This window comes from Ewingella sp. C233 (assembly GCF_055407225.1).
The window spans coordinates 2156799-2175296 of sequence record NZ_JBUZRI010000001.1 but is presented as its reverse complement, the minus strand read 5'-3'; the positions used below and the strand labels follow the sequence as shown (position 1 = coordinate 2175296).

The window sequence follows — 18498 nt, the reverse complement described above, 5'->3', positions numbered from 1 at the left end:
TAACCCTCATGTTGACGCGGGGCAAATAGGCCTGAGTTATCATTCCAATCAGAATAGTTCATCACATAAATACTGTGGATATTCCTTACAATTTTTTGCGTTGAAACTGATGTTAAAAAGTAATGATTGTTGTTGCATGGTGCTGATTTGCTTTAGACTTCGGTCGATGGTTTACCTACCGTTTAATGAGTAATTCAGGAATGAACATGAAAAAACTTTTTGTCGCTGGCGCAGCTGCCAGTCTGATGTTGGTTGCAGCCTCTGCCAGCGCCATTAGTGTCAACGGTGAAGTTGGCGAACATTACACCCATCTGGGCGCGGGTTTTGGTACCACAACGCCAGGCCTGGCGTTGAGCGGCGACTGGACCCACAACGATGATGACGGCGATGTGGCAGGTCTTGGCCTGGGTTATAACATCCCATTAGGCCCAATGATGGCCACCGTCGGCGGTAAAGGTCTGTATACCAACCCGAAAGACGGTGACGAAGGTTATGCCGCCGCAGTAGGTGGTGGTCTGCAACTGCCAATCGGTGGGATGTTCGCGCTGTATGGCGACTACTACTACTCTCCGGACTCTCTCTCCAGCGGCATCGGCAACTACAAAGAAGGGAATGCTGGCGTGCGTCTGACCGCTATTCCACTGGTTACCGTGAGCGTGGGTTACCGCTATATGGCGCTGGATGGCAAAGACGGCAACCGTGACAACATCATCGCCGATGGTGCGTATGTTGGCGGCGCGATTAATTTTTAAGTAATACCTCCAAACATAAAAGCCTGCCTAGCGGGCTTTTTTTTCGCCTGTCATATCACTTTGTGCCTATGCGATTGTTTTTCAGCGCCAGCCTTTCTACAGTGGAGGGATAAAACGAGAGGAGAGAGTGATGCTTAGGGTCGAGATGCTCAGTACGGGCGAAGAAGTTTTGCATGGCCAAATTGTGGACTCTAACGCCGCCTGGCTGGCAAGTTATTTGTTTGATGAAGGCCTGCCAATGACCAGCCGCGAGACGGTAGGGGACAGCCTGGAAGACCTGGTCAACGTGATGAAAGAGCGCAGCCACATCGCTGACGTGCTGATCGTCAACGGCGGCCTTGGGCCGACCAGCGACGATTTAAGCGCGCTGGCAGCCGCCACTGCGTGTGGTGTTGATCTGGTGGAAGACGCCGACTGGATCCGCAAAATGGAGGCCTTCTTTGCCGGACGCGGCCGGCCAATGGCCGAGTCAAACCGCAAACAGGCGCAAATCCCCGCCGGTGCCGAGGTGCTCGATAACCCGGTTGGAACAGCCTGTGGGTTCAGCATTACGCTCAACCGCTGTCAGATTTTCTTCACCCCTGGCGTACCCTCCGAGTTTAAAGTGATGGTGGAGCAGCAAATTGTTCCGCGTCTGCACAAGAAATTCCCGGCTCTTGAAGCGCCATTATGCCTGCGTCTGACCACGTTCGGCCGTGGCGAAAGCGACCTTGCTACTGATTTGGACGCCATGGTCCTGCCGGAGGGGGTAACCATGGGGTACCGCTCTTCTTCGCCTATCATTGAGCTGAAAGTGACGGGGCCGCGTTCGCAGAAAGTGGCGATCCATAACGCTTTTGAGCGTGTGCGCGAAGTAGCAGGGGAGAGCACTATTTTTGAAGGGTTCGGCAGTTTGCCTGCGCGTTTGGCAGAGCGTTTGCTGGAGCAGAATTTGCGGGTATCGATCAGCGAAAGTTACACCGGCGGCCTGCTCAACTGGCGCCTGCAAAGTGCTGATGTACCGCTGGCCGGTGGCGAGCTGTTACCTGCTGATGCCGAAGCCTCACCAGAGAAATCGCTGGAAAACACGTTGGCACGCGCACAGCGTCTGGCCGAAAAGAGTGGCGTACCGCTGGCGCTGGCCGTCGGTGCAATGTCGGGTGAGGAGCTGAGTCTGGCGCTACACACGCCGTCGGGCACCAGTGGGTTAACCATCCGTTACACCGCCAGCCGCCATGGTCTGACGCTGCGTCAGGAGACTATTGCGATGGTCGCGATGGATATGCTTCGGCGTTATTTGAATGGATGGGATCCGGTGGCGGATTACCCGTGGTTAGAGAGGGTTGCTAAGGCATAGCGGGGCGCAAGACCTTGGACTGCCGCCCAAACCCGCCTTAAGGTCGTGGGCGTCGGCCCACACCGACCAAGACCTTGGGTTGCTACCCAAACCCGCCTTAAGGCCCGCAGTCGCTCGGGCCTTAAGAATCCGACCTTTTTTAACTGCGCGCTATCGCGGGTTGGAATGGACATGTTTCAGCGGGTTCTGTTCACACCGCAAAATGCCGCCGCTGCGCGGTTCCTTCGCTACGGGCTTCGAGCCATAGGTCTCGAACCGTTTGCTCAGCGCCATTTTTGAATGCGGTTTACTGGCTATGTAGGGCAAAAGATAAAATCCAACCAACCAACCAACCAACCAACCAACCAACCAACCAACCAACCAACCAACCAACCAACCAACCAACCAACCAACCAACCAACCAACCAACCAACCAACCCAATTCATTCGATCCAATCCAACAGAACCACTTTCGATTTAAATGCCAGTGTGCCGCATTCAAAACGACGTCGAGTGAGCGGTGGAAAACCGCGAGAGGAATTTATTCGAGCGGGTTGTAACCCGAAATGAGAGAACCGCGCAGCGGCGGCGTTTGCGGCGATCACTTTGGCACCTGAAACAGGTCCATTGTGATTTGCGCAGCAACGGAGTGAAAAAAAACGCGGGATTGGTAAGGGGATTCGTTTCAATCCCCTTACCCCGGTGTGGCCCGGCGGCCACGACCTTGACCTTAAAGCGCGTTTGAGCCGCGGCCCAAGGTCTACTTAGAACTCGAGTTCTACATCCCCAACGGGAAGGCAACAGCATGGAAGGACGTCACCTTCCGGGATGAACGCCAGCGGTTTCTCACTGTAAGTGACTTCCCCGCTTACAAGCCGCATACGGCATGACCCGCAATAACCCTCACGACACTGGTACTCAACGTCTACGTCGTGATCTTCGAACACTTCCAGCAAATTTCGGTGGCCCGCCAGGCAGGCGAGCTGTTGTCCATTGGCAGAAAGTGTGACGGTCCGTTGGCTCATTTAGAACTCAAAATCGCTCAGGTCGTCGGCATTCATTTCTGAATCAATCTGGCCGACCAGATAAGAGCTGACTTCCACTTCCTGCGGCGCAACTTGCACGTTGTCAGACACCAGCCAGGCGTTGATCCATGGGATCGGGTTGGTACGGGTTTTGAACGGTGCAGTCAGGCCAACGGCTTGCATACGGATATTGGTGATGTACTCCACGTACTGACACAGAATGTCTTTGTTCAGGCCGATCATTGAACCGTCTTTGAACAAGTATTCCGCCCAGTCTTTTTCCTGCTGCGCCGCTAGCACGAACAGGTCATGGCACTCCTGCTCACACTCTTTGGCAATCTCAACCATTTCCGGATCGTCCTGGCCTGAACGCAGCAGGTTCAGCGCGTGCTGGGTGCCGGTCAGGTGCAGGGCTTCGTCGCGGGCGATCATTTTGATGATCTTGGCGTTACCTTCCATCAGTTCACGTTCGGCGAATGCGAAGGAACAGGCGAAGCTGACGTAGAAACGCACGGCTTCCAGTGCATTGACACTCATCAGGCAGATGTAGAGTTTTTTCTTCAGCTCGCGCAGATTTACCACAACCGTTTTGCCGTTGACGGTGTGCGTGCCTACGCCCAGCAGATGGTAATAGCTGGTCATTTCGATCAGTGTATCGTAGTAGCCGGAGATATCTTTCGCGCGCTTGAGGATCTCTTCGTTGGTGACGATGTCATCAAATACAATCGAAGGGTCATTCACAATATTACGAATGATATGGGTATAAGAGCGAGAGTGGATCGTTTCTGAAAACGCCCAGGTTTCAACCCAGGTTTCCAGTTCCGGAATAGAAATCAGCGGCAGCAGGGCGACGTTCGGGCTGCGGCCCTGAATGGAGTCCAGCAGCGTCTGGTATTTCAGGTTGCTGAGGAAGATATGCTTTTCATGTTCCGGCAGCGCCTGAAAATCGATACGGTCGCGGGAGACATCGATCTCTTCCGGGCGCCAGAAGAAGGAGAGCTGCTTTTCAATCAGCTTCTCAAAAATCTCATGTTTCTGCTGGTCGAAACGCGCGACGTTGACGGACTGACCGAAAAACATCGGTTCCAGCAGCTGGTTATTTTTGTTCTGAGAGAAAGTGCTATAAGCCATATTGTCCTCGGACAAAAGCCCCTGTTAAGGGGCTTTGTTTAAATGATGATACAAAACAGATGATTAGATTTTGCAGGCGCCGCTTTCGCAGTCGTCAGCCACGTCGGCTTTCATGTCTTCCTGTACGTCATCCGCACCGTCACGGGTGTTCTGATAGTACAGGGTTTTGACGCCGAATTTGTAGGCGGTCAGCAGGTCTTTCAGCAGCTGTTTCATCGGTACTTTGCTGTTCGGGAAGCGCGACGGATCATAGTTAGTGTTGGACGAAATCGCCTGGTCGATGAATTTTTGCATCACGCCAACCAGTTGCAGGTAGCCGTCGTTATTTGGCATATCCCACAGCAGTTCGTACTGATCCTTCAGGCGCTCATACTCTGGCACCACCTGACGCAGGATCCCGTCTTTCGACGCTTTGATACTGATGTGGCCACGTGGTGGCTCGATGCCGTTGGTGGCGTTGGAGATCTGCGAAGAGGTCTCTGATGGCATCAGTGCGGAGAGCGTGGAGTTACGCAGGCCGTGCGTTTTGATGTCTTCACGCAACTTATCCCAGTTGAGATGCAGCGGTTCGTTGCAAATCGCATCCAGATCTTTTTTGTACGTATCCACTGGCATAATGCCCTGTGAATAAGTGGTTTCGTTGAACCACTGGCAGGCGCCTTGCTCTTTCGCCAACTCGTTAGAGGCTTTCAGCAAGTAGTACTGAATGGCTTCGAACGTTTTGTGCGTCAGGTTGTTGGCGCTGCCGTCGGAGTAACGCACGCCGTTTTTCGCCAGATAATAGGCGTAGTTAATGACGCCTATACCCAGAGTACGACGGCCCATCGCGCCACGTTTAGCGGCTTTGATTGGGTAATCCTGATAATCGAGCAGGGCGTCGAGCGCACGAACGGCCAGGACTGCCAGCTCTTCCAGATCGTCGAGGCTTTCGATAGCGCCAAGGTTGAAGGCCGACAGCGTACACAGCGCGATTTCGCCGTTTTCGTCGTTCACATCATCCAGTGGTTTAGTCGGTAACGCGATTTCCAGACACAGGTTGGACTGGCGGACAGGCGCGATGGCCGGATCAAACGGGCTGTGGGTGTTGCAATGGTCTACGTGCTGAATGTAGATACGGCCGGTAGAAGCACGTTCCTGCATCATCAGTGAGAACAGCTCAACGGCTTTCACTTTCTGCTTACGGATGCTGCTGTCTTGCTCATATTTCTCATACAGACGTTCGAACTCGTCCTGATCGGCGAAGAACGCGTCATACAGGCCGGGTACGTCGGACGGGCTGAAGAGCGTGATGTCGCCACCTTTCACCAGACGCTGATACATCAGTTTGTTGATCTGTACGCCGTAGTCCATATGACGGACGCGGTTGCCTTCAACGCCACGGTTGTTTTTCAGAACCAGCAGGCTTTCTACTTCCAGATGCCACATCGGGTAGAACAACGTCGCTGCACCGCCGCGCACGCCGCCCTGTGAACAGGATTTCACCGCCGTCTGGAAATGCTTATAGAACGGGATACAACCGGTATGGAACGCTTCACCGCCACGGATCGGGCTGCCCAAGGCACGGATGCGACCGGCGTTGATGCCGATACCGGCGCGTTGGGAAACGTATTTCACAATGGCGCTGGAGGTGGCATTGATAGAATCGAGGCTGTCACCGCACTCAATCAGCACGCATGAGCTGAACTGACGCGTCGGGGTACGGACACCGGACATGATTGGCGTTGGCAGCGAGATCTTAAAGGTGGAGATTGCATCGTAGAAACGTTTTACGTAATCCAGACGGGTTTCACGCGGGTAGCCGGAGAACAGGCAGGCGGCTACCAAAATGTAGAGGAATTGGGCACTCTCATAGATATCGCCGGTGACGCGGTTTTGCGCCAGGTATTTGCCTTCGAGCTGCTTGACCGCGGCGTAAGAGAAGTTCATATCACGCCAGTGATCAATATAACTGTCCATCTGCTCGAACTCTTCAGCCGTGTAGTCTTCCAGCAGATGTTTGTCATATTTGCCCATTTCGACCATGCGGGTCACTTGCGCGAGCAAGGCCGGGGGTTCGAACTGGTCATAAGCTTTTTTACGCAAGTGGAAAATCGCCAGACGCGCGGCCAGATATTGATAATCCGGGGCATCTTTGGATATTAGGTCAGCCGCTGCTTTAATAATGGTCTCATGAATATCGCTGGTTTTAATACCGTCATAAAACTGGATATGGGAGCGGAGTTCAACTTGTGAAACGGAGACGTTTTGCAAGCCTTCGGCTGCCCAGTCTATGACCCGGTGAATTTTATCAAGGTTGATGCGTTCTTTACGGCCATCGCGTTTAGTAACAAGAAGACTCTGATTCATGAGGGGCTGTACCTTAGAGGTCTATAAACAGGCTGACCACGCACGAATACAGACAGGAGGGGGCTGCACTCGTCCGTAGTGTGGTGGTCAGGATATAAACACAATATATTGTGGGTTTGTTGTTTTCTGATGACAAGATAGTGTCTGAGTGGGGCTTTTGCAAGTGAACAAAATGGCCGATTTTGTGGATAAGTTGGGGAGAATTTTGCGAGGCGAGCCTGAAGCGTACGTGGTTGCTGGGACCAAAGGAGTGTCAATAACTTCGATACGATTTTCTTATATTTTTTGAAAAGTTGATCAACTGCCGGTTTCTTAAACGTTAGAAAAAAACGCTATATCGATGGAGATAACTATTCTAAAAAAACATGTTGCGCAGTTATGCTGCGCCAAAGCGATAAAAAGTAAGCTTTTACTGATAATCCGGACGTCATAATAACCTGCAAAAACGCGTTCTGCGTCCGGAATGAAACTTACTCGCTTGACGCTGACGTTATTCTGGCTGCGTCGCCAGAGCCTGCGTATGAATCATGTAGTTTACGTCAACATTTGGCCCGAGCTTGAAATGGTCGGTCAGCGGGTTGTAGTGCAGACCCATTATGTGGCGTTCAAACAGCGGCGTGCGGTCAACCATTGCCAGCAGTTCCGATGGCTTGATGAATTTTTTGATGTCATGCGTGCCTTTGGGCACCATTTTGAGCACGTATTCTGCCCCGAAAATCGCCATCAGCCAGGCTTTGTTATTGCGGTTAATGGTGGAGAAAAAGACGTGTCCGCCCGGTTTCACCAGACGCGCACAGGCTGCGACGACCGATGCCGGATCCGGCACGTGTTCGAGCATCTCCATACAGGTCACCACATCGTACTGCTGTGGGTGTGCGTCGGCATGCGCTTCCACGAATTCCTGGATGTAATTAACCTTCACGCCGCTTTCCAGCGCATGCAGACGGGCAACCTGTAAAGGCTCACCCCCCATATCCAGCCCGGTAACCGTTGCACCAGCCACCGCCATGCTTTCACTCAGAATGCCACCGCCGCAGCCCACGTCGAGAACGTTCTTACCAAACAGGCCGTCGGCACGTTCGAGAATGTAGTTCAGGCGCAGGGGATTGATGCGGTGCAGCGGTTTGAATTCGCCCTCAAGGTCCCACCAGCGCGACGCGACGGCCTCAAATTTGGCGATCTCATCGTGGTCAATGTTCTGCGTGTTGGCATTCGATGCTGTATTCATGAGTGTGATGAACTCCTTATTCCTCGTTAAGCCAGATTATACATATTCCTGCTGGCAGGTTTCAGTTTTGTCTTTCTGCTCACTGTTTGAGCGAATGGCGGTCTTTTATCAGGGGCGGTGGCAAAGGTTTGATAATCGCTGGATAATAGTGGGTAAAAAGGGAGGTTCTTTTCCACAGATCTCCGCTTTGTGGTATAGTTTTACACCTTTGCGCTAGCTAGCTATATGTGCACATAAGTAACGCATAAGTAATGCCTAAGCAGGCAGCGGCCATGAATAATCAGTAGAGGGATAGCAGCTCCATGAGCGACCTTGCCAGAGAAATCACACCGATAAGCATCGAAGAAGAGCTGAAAAACTCTTATTTGGATTACGCCATGTCCGTTATTGTCGGACGTGCGCTGCCAGATGTGCGAGATGGTTTAAAACCGGTGCACCGCCGCGTACTTTACGCAATGAATGTTCTGGGTAATGACTGGAACAAAGCCTATAAGAAATCGGCCCGTGTGGTCGGTGACGTTATCGGTAAATATCACCCGCACGGTGATACTGCGGTTTATGACACCATCGTACGTATGGCTCAGCCTTTTTCCCTTCGCTATATGTTGGTGGACGGGCAGGGTAACTTCGGTTCGGTAGACGGCGACTCCGCTGCTGCCATGCGTTATACCGAAATTCGTATGTCTAAAATCGCACACGAACTGTTGTCCGATTTAGAAAAAGAGACCGTCGACTTTGTGCCGAACTACGATGGCACCGAGCAGATCCCTGCCGTAATGCCGACCCGTATTCCTAACCTGTTGGTTAACGGTTCTTCAGGTATTGCCGTCGGTATGGCCACCAACATCCCGCCACATAACCTCAATGAAGTTATCAACGGTTGTCTGGCGTATATCGAAGACGAAAACATCACCATCGAAGGGCTGATGGAACACATCCCTGGCCCGGACTTCCCAACGGCTGCCATCATCAATGGCCGTCGTGGTATTGAAGAAGCCTACCGTACCGGTCGCGGCAAAATTCTGCTTCGCGCCCGTGCGGAAGTAGAAGCTGACGCGAAAACTGGCCGCGAAACCATCATCGTTCACGAGATCCCGTATCAGGTGAACAAAGCCCGTCTGATCGAAAAGATCGCCGAGCTGGTGAAGGAAAAACGCCTTGAAGGCATCAGTGCCCTGCGCGATGAGTCTGATAAAGACGGTATGCGTATTGTCATTGAAATCAAACGTGACGCCGTGGGTGAAGTGGTTCTGAACAACCTCTACTCCCTGACGCAGTTGCAGACTACGTTTGGTATCAACATGGTTGCCCTGCATCAGGGTCAGCCAAAAATTCTTGGCCTGAAAGACATCCTGTCCGCGTTTGTCCGCCATCGTCGTGAAGTGGTTACACGCCGTACTATTTTCGAACTGCGTAAAGCCCGCGACCGTGCTCATATCCTTGAAGCACTGGCGATTGCTCTGGCTAACATCGAGCCGATCATTGAACTGATCCGTGCAGCGCAATCTCCGGCCGAAGCGAAAGCGGGCCTGATTTCCCGTTCATGGGATCTGGGCAATGTCGCTGCCATGCTGGCCAGTGCAGGCGATGATGCTGCGCGTCCTGAGTGGCTGGAGCCAGAGTTCGGCATTCACGAAGGTAAATACTTCCTGACCGAACAGCAGGCCCAAGCCATTCTGGATCTGCGCTTGCAGAAACTGACCGGCCTTGAGCATGAAAAACTGCTGGATGAATATAAAGAACTGCTGACGCAAATCGCAGAGCTTATCTTCATTCTGGAAAACCCAGATCGTCTGATGGAAGTCATTCGTGAAGAACTGGAAGCCATTCGTGACCAGTTTAGCGATCCGCGCCGCACCGAAATTACTGCCAATACCTCCGATATCAACATCGAAGACCTGATCAATCAGGAAGACGTTGTGGTTACGCTGTCGCATCAGGGCTATGTGAAATACCAGCCTCTGACCGACTACGAAGCGCAACGCCGTGGTGGTAAAGGTAAGTCTGCAGCACGTATCAAAGAAGAAGATTTCATCGACCGCCTGCTGGTGGCCAACACCCACGACACCATTCTGATGTTCTCCAGCCGTGGTCGTCTGTATTGGATGAAGGTTTACCAACTTCCAGAGGCCAGCCGTGGTGCGCGTGGTCGTCCAATCGTCAACCTGTTGCCACTTGAGCCGAACGAACGCATTACCGCTATCTTGCCGGTACGTGAGTACGAAGAAGGTCGCCATGTATTTATGGCAACCGCCAGCGGCACCGTTAAGAAAACCGCACTGACTGATTTCAGCCGTCCACGCAGCGCTGGCATCATCGCCATCAACCTCAACGAGGGTGATGAGCTGATTGGTGTTGACCTGACTGACGGTAAAGATGAAGTCATGCTGTTCTCTGCTGCCGGTAAAGTGGTGCGCTTCTCCGAAGAAGCGGTGCGTAAGATGGGCCGTACGGCGACCGGCGTTCGTGGTATCCGTCTGGGTACCGGCGACAGCGTTGTATCATTGATCATTCCTCGCGGGGAAGGTTGTATCCTGACCGTGACGGAAAACGGCTACGGTAAGCGTACCGAGTCGGCTGAGTATCCAACCAAGTCCCGTGCAACACAGGGCGTTATCTCGATCAAAGTGAGCGAGCGTAACGGTCCGGTTGTTGGCGCGATTCAGGTGGATGAAGCCGATCAGATCATGATGATCACCGATGCCGGCACGCTGGTTCGTACCCGTGTTTCTGAAGTCAGTACCGTCGGCCGCAACACCCAGGGTGTAACGCTTATCCGTACTGCTGAAGGCGAACATGTGGTTGGCCTGCAACGTGTGGCTGAGCCTGTCGAAGACGAAGAACTCGACGGCGTAGCGACCGAAGAAGGTGAACTGGAAGCCGCTCAGGCGAGCGACCTGCCAGATGAAGCAGAATCTGACGATGAAACTATCGAAGATGATGCCGATTCAGACGAAGCGGATTCTGAGAAAGAATAAGTTTCAGGCGCGTTGAAACAGGGCATAGCATGGCAACATGTTATGCCCTTTCTTTTTAGTCTTTGTGGCAATAGTGTATTCTGATGGCCGTTTTCCGCCGTGGTGACGTCGCAATGTTAATGGTAGCCCTTTGAAATATCTTACCTCGTTTCGAACAACGCTCAGAATTTCCCGTTATCTTTTCCGGGTTCTGGCCTTCATGTTGTGGTCACTTGGCGCATTGCTGACGACGTTCTACGTGCTGAATATTTTCCATACCAAAGAGTCTGAAATTCGTGATGAGGACAACCTCAACTACGATCAGGCGCAGAGCTACATCCGAAATTCCGCTGATATCATGCGGGATATCAAATACATGGCCGAGAAGCGCCTTAGCGATTCCATGAACGGTCTCGACATCATCAACGGTGTCATCAGCAGTAAAAACATCACGCCGACCTATCATCCGCTTTACTCCGAGTCCGACTGTTCCCAGCTAAATGACAGCTACAGAAATTCACTGAATTCGCTCGGTAATATGATCCATTACTGGAAGGATAACTTCTCCGATGCTTACGACCTTAACCGGGTTTTTTTCATTGGCGGTGAGAGCTTGTGCATGGTGGACTTTGGCCTGAGCAGCCTGCCGATTGAGCGCGAAAACAGCGCGGTACTGAAATCACTGCATGAGAAGATTCTGAAATACCGTAACGGTAAGAGTCAGGATAAAGAGAACAGCCTCTACTGGGTGTCGTCCGGCCCGAACAAAGATCTGGGCTATCTGTACGTGCTGACGCCAATTTATGTCGGCAACAAACTGGAAGCGCTGATGGGTATCCAGCAGACCCTGCGTCTGGAGGATATGGTCGCCGCCGGTTCACAACATACCGGCGTGACGCTGCTTGATGCCAACAATCAACCGTTGCTGCGCTTCTTTGAAGGAGAACGCTACGCCTCGCTACTGGGCAGTTATCCTGAAGACCCGACCTATTTCGGTTACATGAACGGCTATAACGATCTGGTATATAAAAAGCCGCTGTCGCCATCGGGCCTGAGCGTAGTCTATTCGCTGCCGTTTAATACGGTGATTGAGCGCTTTAAGATCCTTATCTTTAATGCCGTGCTGCTGAATATTTTCTCGGCGCTGCTGCTGTTTATTCTGGCGTGGGTGTTCGAGCGGAAAATGTTCCTGCCTGCGGAAGAGAATGCCTTCCGCCTCGAAGAGCACGAGCAGTTCAACCATAAAATTGTGGCTTCGGCGCCGGTTGGGATCTCCATTTTACGCATCAGCGATGGCGTTAACATTCTCAGCAACGAGCTGGCGCATAACTACATCAACATGCTCACGGCGGAAGACCGCCAGCGCATCACGCGCATCATCTGCGATCAGCAGGTCAATTTTGTCGATGTGATCACCAAAGATAACAACAACATCCAGCTGAGCTTTGTGCATTCGCGCTACCGCAACGAGGATGTGGCGATTTGCGTACTGATTGACGTCAGTGCGCGCGTCAAGATGGAAGAGTCCCTGCAGGAGATGGCGAACGCAGCGGAGCAGGCGAGTCAGTCGAAATCGATGTTCCTCGCCACCGTCAGCCACGAACTGCGTACGCCGCTGTACGGCATCATCGGTAACCTGGATTTATTACAAACTCAGGGGCTGCCGCAAGGGGTTGACCGTCTGGTCACGGCGATGAATAACTCCTCGGCACTGCTGCTGAAAATCATCAGCGATATTCTCGACTTCTCGAAAATTGAGTCTGAACAGCTGAAAATTGAACCGCAGGAGTTCTCCTGCCGCGAAGTGATCACTCACGTCGCCGGTAACTATCTGCCGCTGGTGGTGAAAAAACATCTGGGGCTCTATTGTTTCATTGAGCACAACGTACCGATGTCATTCCAGGGCGATCCGGTGCGCCTGCAACAGGTGTTGTCCAATATTCTCAATAACGCCATTAAGTTTACCGATACCGGCTGTATCGTGCTGCATGCGCGCACCTGTGGCAATTACATGGAATTCCAGATCCGCGATACAGGCTGCGGTATTCCGGAAAAAGAGATAACCCGGCTGTTTGATCCGTTCTTCCAGGTCGGTACCGGCGTGCAGCGTCATTTCCAGGGAACCGGCCTTGGGCTGGCTATCTGTGAAAAACTGATTAACCTGATGGACGGCGATATCTCAGTCGATTCCGAGCCAGGTCTGGGCAGCCAGTTTACCGTGCGCATCCCGCTCTACGGCGCGACTTTCCCGTCGGAACAGCCACTGGACCTGTGGCAGGGGAAAACGCTGTGGCTGGCTATCCGTAACGCCTATCTGGAAAGCTACCTGATGCAGCTACTGCGTCATCAGGGTGCCGATGTACAACGGCGGCAAAACGACAGCGTCAGCCATCCTGACGATGTGCTGATCGCCGATATGTCGTTGATTCACACTGGCCCTCTGACGGCGCAGATCGAGTTTTCTATCGACCATATCGGGCCGCCGCAGGAAACCCGACCAGGCTATTGGGTTCACAGTACATCGACACCGCTGGAAGTGACGGCGCTGCTTAACCGTATCTATCAGTTGGTCGACCCGGCAGAAGAGAGCGGCATGACGTTGCCAGCGCAGGGAGCGGAGGCGATTCAGGACAACAGTGATATTCACCTGCTGGTGGTGGACGATCACCCCATCAACCGGCGTTTGCTGGCCGATCAGCTCAGTTCGATGGGCTATCAGGTCGTTACGGCTAACGATGGTATGGATGCGCTGGACGCCATTAAAGTTCACACTGTCGATATTGTACTGAGCGACGTGAACATGCCGAAACTCGACGGCTACGGCCTGACCCAGAAACTGCGTGAACTGGGCTATACGCTACCGGTGATCGGGGTTACCGCCAATGCGCTGGCCGAACAACGTCAGCGCTGTCTGGAAGCGGGTATGGATAACTGCCTGTCAAAACCGGTCACCCTTGAAACGCTGCGCGATACGCTAGCCTATTATAGCAAAATAGTACGCCGCTCGCGGGATACTCAGTAAACGCCACCCACAAAAAAGGCACCTTCCCGGTGCCTTTTTTACATAATTGACTCTGAAACTTCCTGATACTGCTTTCGCGTCAGGCTCAGCCCCGGTCAACCGGTTGTGAGCTGACTGAAGAGAGGTAGTTCAGCAGCGCAATATCATTCTCAACACCCAGTTTCATCATGGCTGATTTCTTCTGGCTACTGATGGTTTTGATGCTGCGGTTGAGTTTCTTAGCGATCTCCGTCACCAGGAAACCTTCAGCGAACAGACGCAGAACTTCACTTTCTTTAGGTGAAAGACGTTTATCGCCATAACCATTGGCACTGATTTTTTCCAGCAATTTCGCCACGCTGTCCGGCGTGAATTTTTTGCCTTTTTGCAGGGCGGCCAGAGCTTTTGGTAAGTCTGTTGGCGCACCTTGTTTCAGTACAATCCCTTCAATGTCCAGATCCATTACCGAGCTCAAAATCGCCGGGTTATTGTTCATGGTCAGCACAATGATAGACAGCTGAGGATAATGGCGTTTGATGTACTTGATAAGCGTGATGCCATCACCGTATTTATCGCCAGGCATCGACAGGTCAGTGATCAGCACATGAGCGTCCAGCTTGCTCAGACTGTTGACCAGTGCGGTAGAGTCTTCGAACTCGCCGACGACGTTCACCCATTCAATTTGCTCGAGTGATTTACGGATCCCAAACAGGACAATAGGATGGTCATCAGCAATAATTACGTTCATATTATTCATGTGATTAGCTACCTTGCTGCAGCAGTCTGGAGACAAAAAAATCAATGTGATTAATGTTATCGGTGATCATCAATACGTCGCCAGCGACGATATGTTGTTCTAACGTTTCACACAAGTGCTTGCCTGGGGTCAGGTTCAGCATCGCGAACACCCCCTTGAGGCGATGAGCGGTTTGGGACAGTGATGTAAAATCACGACGTTGGTTTTCATTATACAGTTTCTCAAGATCTTCCGGTACTGTCTCGACGAAAAGCTGATAGTAATCGCTTGATTTGAGCTGTTTTTCGTAAAAATCGAGAGAGTCTTCTCCGGGTTCTTCGGTGTTGACACGGCCATCTGACTCAGCAAATTGCTGCTCAATTAACAGTAGGGTTGCGTCAATCAGCGCACTGCTGATGTTGTAGTTGACGCGAATGTAATGCTTTTCAAGCTGCTGGAAACCGGCTTCATCGCTGGTCAGCAACAGCGTGTATTGGTCGCTGTTCTGCGGGTTATCTGTCAGTAAAACATCGTACTCGCGGGTGACCTGACGCTCATCCGCCACAATGCACACTGCGCCATAGGCGTTCATGGTGCGTGTCACAATTCCGCGTACCTCTTCCGAGGTGATATCCAGCAGCAGCGTCACGTCATCAAGCAAGTTCTCATAGGCTGCCTGAGGTTCTACCGCTTCAAGCGTCTGTTTAATGCGCACCGTATAACGGGTGCCAATGTCCAGCTTGCTGCGAATCTCCAGTTGTCCCCCCAGCTTCTTGCACAACTGATTGCACAGGAAGAAGGTCAGGCCTGAGCCGTGGTTAAAGCGGTCGAGCATGGTCTGGCTCAGGAAAGGATAATTCAGATTACTCAATTCTTCCTTTGAAATGCCGCTGCCGGTATCCGTTATGTGGAAAATCAGCTGGCCCGGCTGTTCGGCATCATGTTCGGTGGTCAGCGTCACTTTCCCTACCGATGTCGTCACAATCGCGTAATCAATCAGCAGCGACAGCACTTTTTTCAGCGCCTGGCCGTCGCCGACAAAACTCGCCTCTGGCTCAGGGTGGAAATGGTTGAGTATCGCCAGACCCTTCTGATTGAGTTTTGGCAGCGCCTCCAGCAGCAGTTCATCCACCAGCGCAGACAGTGCGTAGGATTGCTGCGCCGGTTGCCAGTCCTGCGTCTCCAGACGTGTCAGCAGGGTGATGTTATCGACCAGCGTCAGTGCATTACGTGATTCATTCAGCAGGCGGCCATGCAGCGTCTGACGCTCCTGCGTATCAGTACTTTCAGTCAACGCCTGCACCAGCCCGTTAAGTTCATTCAGCGGCTGATTAAGCTCAATGCCCAGGTTGTGTAGCATCAGTTTACGGGCCTGCAGGTTTTTATCGAACTCGCGGCGCGCCTGTTGCAACGTCTTGTTGACCATCACCTCTTTGTCCTGATCGTGCAGCAGGAACAGGTAGGTTTCCGGCGAAATCTGACTGCGCAACATGCGGATTTCATACACTTCGTTGTTCACCGTCGCTTGGATCACGCCGTGATGCTGCTCCGCCATATTGGCGATTTTATTCAGGCTCAGATGCGGCAGCAGCTGGTCGGCAATTTTGTTGCTCACTACCACGCTGTGGTTACTGAAATTATAGACCAGCAAACCAATCGGCAGACTGGAGATAATCTCCTGATTCAGCGCCTGCTGGGTGTGCAGCTGCGCCGCCATATTTTCACTTGGGCGGATGTACTGATGGCGGATGAAATAGATTCCCGCCATCGCCAGTCCAAGCAGCAAAAGGTTGATCAGCACCAGCCAGAAGTTATTGCGCGACAGATCCATCACAAGGCTGACCACCGGCACGTGGTAGGTCAGCGTCAGCGGAGAGTTACTCAGCGGCGCGGTGAAGTTCACCGACCATCCCTGCAGCGCGATACTGCTGCTGATCTCTGTTCCCTGGGCTGGGTCACCCTCGTTAACCGTGTCATTCACGTTATTTAGCTGGAAATTATCCCGCGCCATAGAGAGCGGGATCAGATCACTCATCGGCAGATCAAAGGCGATCACGGTGGCCAGATGACCGGGGTTATTAAACGTGGTGCGCAGCGAGAAGAAGTAGTCATTGGAGAAGCGTGATTTGCGCAAATTGGAGTAGCTTTCACGCTCATCCAGCGTATTGGCCTGCTGCAGCATCTCGGCCCGGCGAGCCTGTAACGTGCTGGTGAAATAACTCTCTTTCAGCCGGGAGTCCTGCTGTTGCAAAGGCTGAGTGGTGATCAGGATCATGCTGTTGTCCTGACCGTTCAGGTAATACATCGAGTAGGGCAGGTTCTTCACGCCCCACTGATCGTCAAGGAACGAGGAGATTTTTAGCGTCAGGTCGAGTGTCGAGCTGTCATGCGTACCAAAAATCAGCGCATCCGTCTTTTTATGCGGTTTGGTGATGTAATACATGTCCTGACGCAAACGCACTTCCTGCGCGGTGGTGACCTCCGGCGTCAGCGGCTGGCCGGTAAAGTTGTCATAAATCTGGTAGGTGATGTAACGATAATTATCGATGCGTTTTTGCAGGCGTTCGGCGGTAGTTTGCAACGTTCGCTGCTTATCGTTCAGATAGGCATTGGTATAATTGTAGCCATACATACCGAGGCCCATTGCCAGCAGCAAAATGAACAACCAAAAGAACCGCGTGATGTTGGTCGAAGTCAGCGACAGATATTTACTTGGCATAATGGTGACGCATTTCCTTGATTATCGGGTCACGGCGCGTGCGCTGGCAGTCACCAGCAACAGCAACGCGGCTACGCAGCTTAAGGCAACCGACAGGCTGCTGAGTTGGGCGATAAAACCAATTAACGCCGGGCCAGCCAGAATACCGGCATAGCCGAGCGTTGTCACAGATGCAATCGCCAGATTGGCGGGCATTGCTGTCTGATTACCGGCCGCGCTGAACATAATCGGCACCAGATTCGACGCACCAAAGCCGGTCATGATGAAACCGAGTCCGGCCACCCATAAGTTATCGACACTCACCAGCAATACCATGCCGAGGCTGGCACAGAGGCTGCCGAACAACAGCACCTTATACCGTCCCATAGCATTGATGATCCGGTCGCCCGTCAGGCGCCCTGCGGTCATCGCAATGGAGAACACCGCATAACCGATACCTGCCTGATGTGTGCTCACGCCGCGTTCGGTCGCAAGATACAGCGCGCTCCAGTCAAGCATCGACCCTTCGGTCATGAACATCACAAAGCAGAGCAGGCCGAGGAAAATCACCCAGCCGCGCGGCAGCACAAACATCGGGCCATCAGCGCTATTACGCGTATGTCGCCAGAAGTGAGGGCTGGTGGGGATAAGCGTCAACGCGACCACCGCCACGACCAGTAAAATCGATTGAAAAGGAGTCAGACCGAAATAGAGCAACGCGCTGACGGCAAGCGCGCCGAAAATGCTGCCGAGGCTGAAGAATCCGTGAAAACCGGACATCATTGCTTTGCCGCTGGCTTTTTCAACCACCACGGCGTGAACGTTCATGGCAACATCCACCATGCCAATGGCGGCTCCAAACACCATCAGCACCACCGCCATACCCGTCGTCGATTCCATCAGTGTCAGCAGCGGCAGGTCGAGACACAAGATCGCCGAGGCCAGTAAAATCACCGTCTTACAACCCAACCGGCCGGTCAGAAAGCCGGTCAGCGGCATCGAGAATGTCGAACCGGCACCGATACACAGCAATAACAGCCCCAGAGTACCATCACTGATATCCAGACGCAGTTTCACAAAAGGGACCAGCGGCGCCCAAGCGGCCATCGCAAAACCGGAAAGCAGGAAAATTACCCGCGTGGCATGTTGCTGAGCACGGCCCGGAAGGGGAGAGGAAAGGGCTGACACTTTGCCTGATGTGGTGGTGTCGCTTGGCATGGTATCGGCGTCCGTTTGAATGATCTGTATGTGATTGGTGTCAATATCAGTGAAATAACGAAACCTGATTCGTTACAGGCCTGTGCTTTAT

Annotated in this window: 12 protein-coding genes; 4 read left to right on the top strand and 8 right to left on the bottom strand. The window is 52.6% G+C overall.

Going from position 1 to position 18498, the window contains the following annotated elements:
* The first annotated feature begins 206 nt into the window (after positions 1-206).
* Positions 207-752 (top strand): YfaZ family outer membrane protein, encoded by a 546-nt coding sequence (locus tag ACZRKO_RS09795; protein ID WP_463737000.1) that lies wholly within the window; start codon positions 207-209, stop codon positions 750-752.
* A 130-nt stretch (positions 753-882) separates the two neighbouring features.
* The gene (locus tag ACZRKO_RS09790) at positions 883-2088 is read left to right on the top strand and encodes a nicotinamide mononucleotide deamidase-related protein YfaY (protein ID WP_463736999.1); all 1206 of its coding nucleotides are present in this window, start codon (positions 883-885) and stop codon (positions 2086-2088) included.
* 150 nt (positions 2089-2238) lie between these two features.
* Here the strand turns inward: ACZRKO_RS09790 and ACZRKO_RS09785 are convergent, their stop codons facing one another.
* From ACZRKO_RS09785 to ubiG, 5 genes are all read right to left on the bottom strand, one after another.
* Positions 2239-2514 (bottom strand): hypothetical protein, encoded by a 276-nt coding sequence (locus tag ACZRKO_RS09785; RefSeq protein WP_463736998.1) that lies wholly within the window; start codon positions 2512-2514, stop codon positions 2239-2241.
* Positions 2515-2831: 317 nt separating this feature from the next.
* The gene (yfaE, locus tag ACZRKO_RS09780; RefSeq protein WP_463736997.1) at positions 2832-3092 is read right to left on the bottom strand and encodes a class I ribonucleotide reductase maintenance protein YfaE; all 261 of its coding nucleotides are present in this window, start codon (positions 3090-3092) and stop codon (positions 2832-2834) included.
* Positions 3093-4223: a class Ia ribonucleoside-diphosphate reductase subunit beta gene (gene nrdB / locus ACZRKO_RS09775; protein WP_463736996.1), complete on the bottom strand. Its 1131-nt coding sequence runs from the start codon at positions 4221-4223 to the stop codon at positions 3093-3095.
* Positions 4224-4286: 63 nt separating this feature from the next.
* Positions 4287-6569 (bottom strand): class 1a ribonucleoside-diphosphate reductase subunit alpha, encoded by a 2283-nt coding sequence (gene nrdA / locus ACZRKO_RS09770; RefSeq protein ID WP_463736995.1) that lies wholly within the window; start codon positions 6567-6569, stop codon positions 4287-4289.
* Between the two features lie 490 nt (positions 6570-7059).
* The gene (gene ubiG / locus ACZRKO_RS09765; RefSeq protein ID WP_463736994.1) at positions 7060-7797 is read right to left on the bottom strand and encodes a bifunctional 2-polyprenyl-6-hydroxyphenol methylase/3-demethylubiquinol 3-O-methyltransferase UbiG; all 738 of its coding nucleotides are present in this window, start codon (positions 7795-7797) and stop codon (positions 7060-7062) included.
* Positions 7798-8099: 302 nt separating this feature from the next.
* Between ubiG and gyrA the strand changes: the two genes are divergently transcribed.
* Complete coding sequence (gyrA, locus tag ACZRKO_RS09760) at positions 8100-10775, top strand: DNA topoisomerase (ATP-hydrolyzing) subunit A (protein ID WP_463736993.1); 2676 nt, start codon at positions 8100-8102, stop codon at positions 10773-10775.
* Between the two features lie 130 nt (positions 10776-10905).
* Positions 10906-13776: a two-component system sensor histidine kinase RcsC gene (gene rcsC / locus ACZRKO_RS09755; protein WP_463736992.1), complete on the top strand. Its 2871-nt coding sequence runs from the start codon at positions 10906-10908 to the stop codon at positions 13774-13776.
* Positions 13777-13861: 85 nt separating this feature from the next.
* On the opposite strand, the gene rcsB is transcribed toward rcsC, so the two are convergent.
* Genes rcsB through ACZRKO_RS09740 form a run of 3 tightly spaced genes read right to left on the bottom strand, consistent with a single transcriptional unit; the run spans position 13862 to position 18407 of the window.
* Positions 13862-14512 (bottom strand): response regulator transcription factor RcsB, encoded by a 651-nt coding sequence (gene rcsB, locus ACZRKO_RS09750; RefSeq protein WP_463736991.1) that lies wholly within the window; start codon positions 14510-14512, stop codon positions 13862-13864.
* A 4-nt stretch (positions 14513-14516) separates the two neighbouring features.
* The gene (gene rcsD / locus ACZRKO_RS09745; RefSeq protein ID WP_463736990.1) at positions 14517-17210 is read right to left on the bottom strand and encodes a phosphotransferase RcsD; all 2694 of its coding nucleotides are present in this window, start codon (positions 17208-17210) and stop codon (positions 14517-14519) included.
* A gap of 21 nt (positions 17211-17231) precedes the next feature.
* Positions 17232-18407: an MFS transporter gene (locus ACZRKO_RS09740; RefSeq protein WP_463736989.1), complete on the bottom strand. Its 1176-nt coding sequence runs from the start codon at positions 18405-18407 to the stop codon at positions 17232-17234.
* Between the last annotated feature and the right edge of the window lie 91 nt (positions 18408-18498).